The 4581-nt window shown below is 73.7% G+C and carries 4 protein-coding genes; 3 read left to right on the plus strand and 1 reads right to left on the minus strand.

Annotated elements, in window-relative coordinates; genetic code table 11:
• Positions 1 to 44 precede the first annotated feature (44 nt).
• Complete coding sequence (locus ABZ646_RS35935) at positions 45 to 722, minus strand: ElyC/SanA/YdcF family protein (protein ID WP_360528628.1); 678 nt, start codon at positions 720 to 722, stop codon at positions 45 to 47.
• 171 nt (positions 723 to 893) lie between these two features.
• On the opposite strand from ABZ646_RS35935, the gene ABZ646_RS35940 reads away from it, so the two are divergent.
• From ABZ646_RS35940 to ABZ646_RS35950, 3 genes are all read left to right on the plus strand, one after another.
• Entirely contained in the window at positions 894 to 1628 is a 735-nt protein-coding gene (locus ABZ646_RS35940) for a sirohydrochlorin chelatase (RefSeq protein WP_360528631.1), read from the plus strand.
• Between the two features lie 180 nt (positions 1629 to 1808).
• Positions 1809 to 3089, plus strand: a complete 1281-nt coding sequence (locus tag ABZ646_RS35945) for a deoxyguanosinetriphosphate triphosphohydrolase (RefSeq protein WP_360528634.1) — start codon at positions 1809 to 1811, stop codon at positions 3087 to 3089.
• 159 nt (positions 3090 to 3248) lie between these two features.
• Positions 3249 to 4511 (plus strand): FAD-dependent oxidoreductase, encoded by a 1263-nt coding sequence (locus ABZ646_RS35950; RefSeq protein WP_360528637.1) that lies wholly within the window; start codon positions 3249 to 3251, stop codon positions 4509 to 4511.
• Positions 4512 to 4581 lie beyond the last annotated feature (70 nt).

A 4581-nucleotide genomic window follows, 5' to 3' on the forward strand; every position in this document is an offset into this window, starting at 1 on the left:
AACCCGGCCGCCGCGCCCGCCTGTTCACCGGCCCGCCGGACGCCTCAGCGGCCGCCGGCCAGCGCGCGGGCCACGCCGGGTTCCTTCCGCCCGAGGAACTGGGGGTCCGGCTCGAACACCACGTCCAGCGCCGCCTTCGCCGCCGCGAAGACCTCCCGTGTCCCGCCGTAGTACCAGGTCACGTCGTGCTTGTCGTCGACCCCCACGCCGTACGACGTCACCCCCGCCGCCTCGCACAGCGCCACCGCACGCCGGATGTGGAACGCCTGGCTGATCAGTACGGCCCGGTCCACACCGAAGATCTTCCGCGCGCGGACGCAGGAGTCCCAGGTGTCGAAGCCCGCGTAGTCGGTGACGACGCGGGTGCCCGGGACGCCGTGCCGGGTGAGGTAGGCACGCATGGCGTCCGGCTCGTCGTAGTCCTTGCGGCTGTTGTCGCCGGTGACGAGGACCACTCTGACACGCCCCTGCCGGTACAGCCGCGCCGCCGCGTCCAGACGGTGCGCGAGGTACGGCGACGGCTCGCCGTCCCACAGGCCCGCGCCGAAGACCACGGCCACGTCGGTGCGCGGCACGTCCGCCACCGTCCGCAGCCGGTCCGCCGTCGACACGTACAACCAGGTGGCGGGCAGCAGCGCCAGCACGCAGCCGGCCACCACACCCTGCACCAGCCGCCGCCGGCCGGTACGGGTGCGCGGCAGCCGCGGTCGGCGGATCTTCATCGGGTTCCCCCCTGTCGGCCCCTGTCAGGCCCTGTCGGCTTCGACCATGGAGGACGCGGCCCGGGGCGTTCCGGTTCGCTCACACCGCGCGGGTCCGTACCGTGAAGCGCCGGAAAACAGCCGTGACGGTCAGGCAACGGCCGCGCAATCTCCTCCGGTGAGGATCCTCCTATGACGGTGACCGACCTTTCCCCGCGCCCCGGCCCGCCCGCCCTGGTCCTGGTGGCCCACGGCAGCCGCGACCCGCGCGCGCTCAGCACCGTACGGGCGCTCCAGGACCGGGTGCGCGCCCTGCGCCCCGGCCTGCCCGTGCACCTCGGTCACATCGAACTGAACGAACCGCTCCTCCCCGACACCCTCGCCGCCCTCGGTGACGCCCGGGCCGTCCTGGTCCCGCTGCTCCTCGGCCGTGGCTACCACGTCAAGCGGGACATCCCGCAGGCGGCGGCCGCCGCCCGGGCCCGCACCCGGGTCGCCGCCCCACTGGGCCCGCACCCCCTGCTGGCCGACACCCTGCACACCCGCCTGCTGGAGGCGGGCTGGCGCCCCCGCCCCGCGAGCGCGGTGGTCCTGGCGGCGGCGGGCTCCCGCGACCCGGAGTCCAGGGCCGACACGGACCGCATGGCCGACCTCCTCGCCGCCCGCCTGGGCGTCCCGGTCCTCCCCGCCTACGCCTCGGCGGCGGCCCCGACGGTCCCGGAAGCGGTCACCGCCCTGCGCGCGAGGGGGCGCCGTCACATCGCCGTGGCCTCCTGCTTCACGGCCCCGGGCCGCTTCGCGACGGAGTGCGCGGCAGCGGCGCCGGGCGTGGTGGCGGCCCCCCTGGGAGCCCACCCCGCGATGGCCGAGCTGATCCTCCACCGCTACGAGCAGGCCCTGGGAACCCCGGTGACGGCGGCCGCCTAGGGGCGCGTGAACCGCTGCGGGTGGGCGGTCGGCCAGTGGACCCGCCTTCTCCGGGGTGCTGGGGGAGGAACTGCGCGACCAGCCCCCACGCACCCGCAAGCGCGAACGCACCCTGACCCGGCAGACGAGTAGGCGCCCCACAACCCCCGTTTCGTCACCACCAACCCGTACTGTCGACCCATGGCAGTCCCCGCACCCGCACCCCCTCCGGCCTACGACCAGGCGTCAGCCGACCGCTGGGCCCCCGAGCCCGACAAACGCCCCGGCCGCACCGCCTTCCAGCGCGACCGCGCCCGCATCCTGCACTCCGCCGCTCTCAGAAGGCTCGCCGGCAAGACCCAGGTCGTCACCCCCGGCACGCACAGCCAGGCCTGGGACGCCAGCCCCCGCACCCGCCTCACCCACTCCCTCGAATGCGCCCAGGTCGGCCGCGAACTGGGCGCGGCCCTCGGCTGCGACCCGGACCTGGTGGAAGCCGCCTGCCTGTCCCACGACCTCGGTCACCCCCCGTTCGGCCACAACGGCGAACAGGCGCTGAACGAGTTCGCCGACGACTGCGGCGGCTTCGAGGGCAACGCCCAGTCCCTGCGGCTGCTCACCCGCATCGAGCCCAAGCGGTTCACCCCCGAGGGCTCCGTCGGCCTCAACCTCACCCGCGCCGCCCTCGACGCCGCCACCAAGTACCCGTGGCCGCGCGGCGCGCACCCCACCGACCCGGCCTCCCCGAAGTTCGGCGTGTACGAGGACGACCGGCCCGTCTTCGACTGGGTCCGCAAGGAGGCCCCCGGCACCCGCACCTGCTTCGAGGCCCAGGTCATGGACTGGTCCGACGACGTCGCCTACTCGGTGCACGACGTCGAGGACGGCCTGCACGCCGGTCACATCGACCCCGACCGCCTGCACGCCGAGTCCGAACGGCAGGAGGTCTTCGCCGTCGCCGTCGGCAGATACGTGCCCGCCGGCACCGACCCCGCCGAACTCGCCGCCGCCCTCGACCGTCTCCGGGCCGAGGAGTGGTGGCCGCACGGCTACGACGGCACCGCGGTCGCCCAGGCCCGCCTCAAGGACGCCACCAGCCAGCTCATCGGCCGGTTCTGCCTGGCCGCGGAGAGCGCCACCCGCGAGCGGTACGGCACCGGCCGGCTCACCCGCTACGGCGCCGAACTCGTCGTACCGCGCGAGGCCCGGCTGGAGTGCGCGGTACTGAAGTCCATCGCGCACCGGTACGTCATGCAGCGCGCCGAGCAGGAGCGCATCCGCGCCGAGCAGCGGATCGTCGTGGCCGAACTCGCCGAGGCACTCACCGCCCGCGCGCCGGAGGGCCTCGACCCGCAGTTCCGGACGCTGTTCGACACGGCCGGTGACGACCACGCCCGCAAGCGTGTGATCGTCGATCAGATCGCCTCGCTCACCGACGCCTCCGCGCGGTGGTTGCATGCGAGGCTGACGGGGCGTATGTGAAACGTTGGTGACCCTGCGTGTCCTGAACCGTCCCCGAACGGGTCAAGATCGGGGCGCCGAAGGTCACCCCCCCTTCCCGCATCACGCTGCGTGCGGGAGGCTCACAGTGCGGCGCATGTGGGCGGCATATGTGGCGGCACCCTCACGAGGAGGCTTCAAGTGGTCGACGCGGACCAGACATTCGTCATCGTCGGTGGCGGACTCGCCGGAGCGAAGGCGGCCGAGACCCTCCGGGCCGAGGGTTTCAGCGGCCGGGTGATACTGATCTGCGACGAGCGCGACCACCCCTACGAGCGGCCGCCGCTCTCCAAGGGCTACCTGCTCGGCAAGGAGGAGCGCGACAGCGTCTTCGTCCACGAGCCCGCCTGGTACGCGCAGAACGACGTCGAACTGCACCTCGGCCAGACCGTGGACCACATCGACCGCGCCGCCAGGACCGTCCGCTTCGGTGACGACGGCACCCTCGTGCGTTACGACAAGCTGCTCCTCGCCACCGGAGCGGAGCCCCGCCGCCTGGACATCCCCGGCACCGACCTGGCCGGCGTCCACCACCTGCGCCGCCTCGCGCACGCCGAGCGCCTCAAGGGGGTCCTCGGCGCGCTCGGCCGGGACAACGGACACCTCGTGATCGCGGGTGCCGGCTGGATCGGCCTGGAGGTCGCGGCCGCGGCGCGGACGTACGGCGCCGAGGTCACCGTCATCGAGCCCGGGCCGACCCCGCTGCACGGTGTGCTCGGCCCCGAGCTGGGCAACGTCTTCGCCGAGCTGCACCGCGAGCACGGGGTCCGGTTCCACTTCGGGGTGAGCCTGACCGAGATCATCGGCCAGGACGGCATGGTGCTCGCCGCCCGCACCGACGACGGCGAGGAGCACCCGGCGCACGACGTCCTCGCGGCGATCGGCGCGGCCCCGCGGGTGGGCCTCGCCGAGACGGCGGGCCTGGAGATCGCCGATCGGGCGCACGGCGGGGGCGTCGTCGTCGACGCACGGCTGCGGACGTCCGACCCGGACATCTACGCGGCCGGCGACGTGGCCTCCTTCCCGCACGGGCTGTTCGGCACGAGCCTGCGCGTGGAGCACTGGGCCAACGCGCTCAACGGCGGCCCGGCGGCGGCGCGGTCGATGCTCGGGCAGGACGTGCGGTACGACCGGGTGCCCTACTTCTTCACCGACCAGTACGACCTCGGCATGGAGTACAGCGGGTGGGCGCCGCCCGGCTCGTACGACCAGGTGGTCATCCGCGGGGACGCGGGGAAGCGGGAGTTCATCGCGTTCTGGGTGCGGCAGGGGCGGGTGCTGGCCGGGATGAACGTGAACGTGTGGGATGTCACAGAGCCGATCCAGAGGCTGATCTCTTCTCGGGCCGTGGTCGACACCGATGCCCTGGCGGATCCTCATGTGCCGTTGGAATCGCTCGCCTAGCCGTCTGCCGGGATCTGTCGTTCCACGGGTGCGGGTGGTGCGTGGTTGCTCGCGCAGTTCCCCGCGCCCC

The sequence above is a fragment of the Streptomyces sp. NPDC007162 genome (genome assembly GCF_040634175.1).
GTDB lineage: Bacteria > Actinomycetota > Actinomycetes > Streptomycetales > Streptomycetaceae > Streptomyces.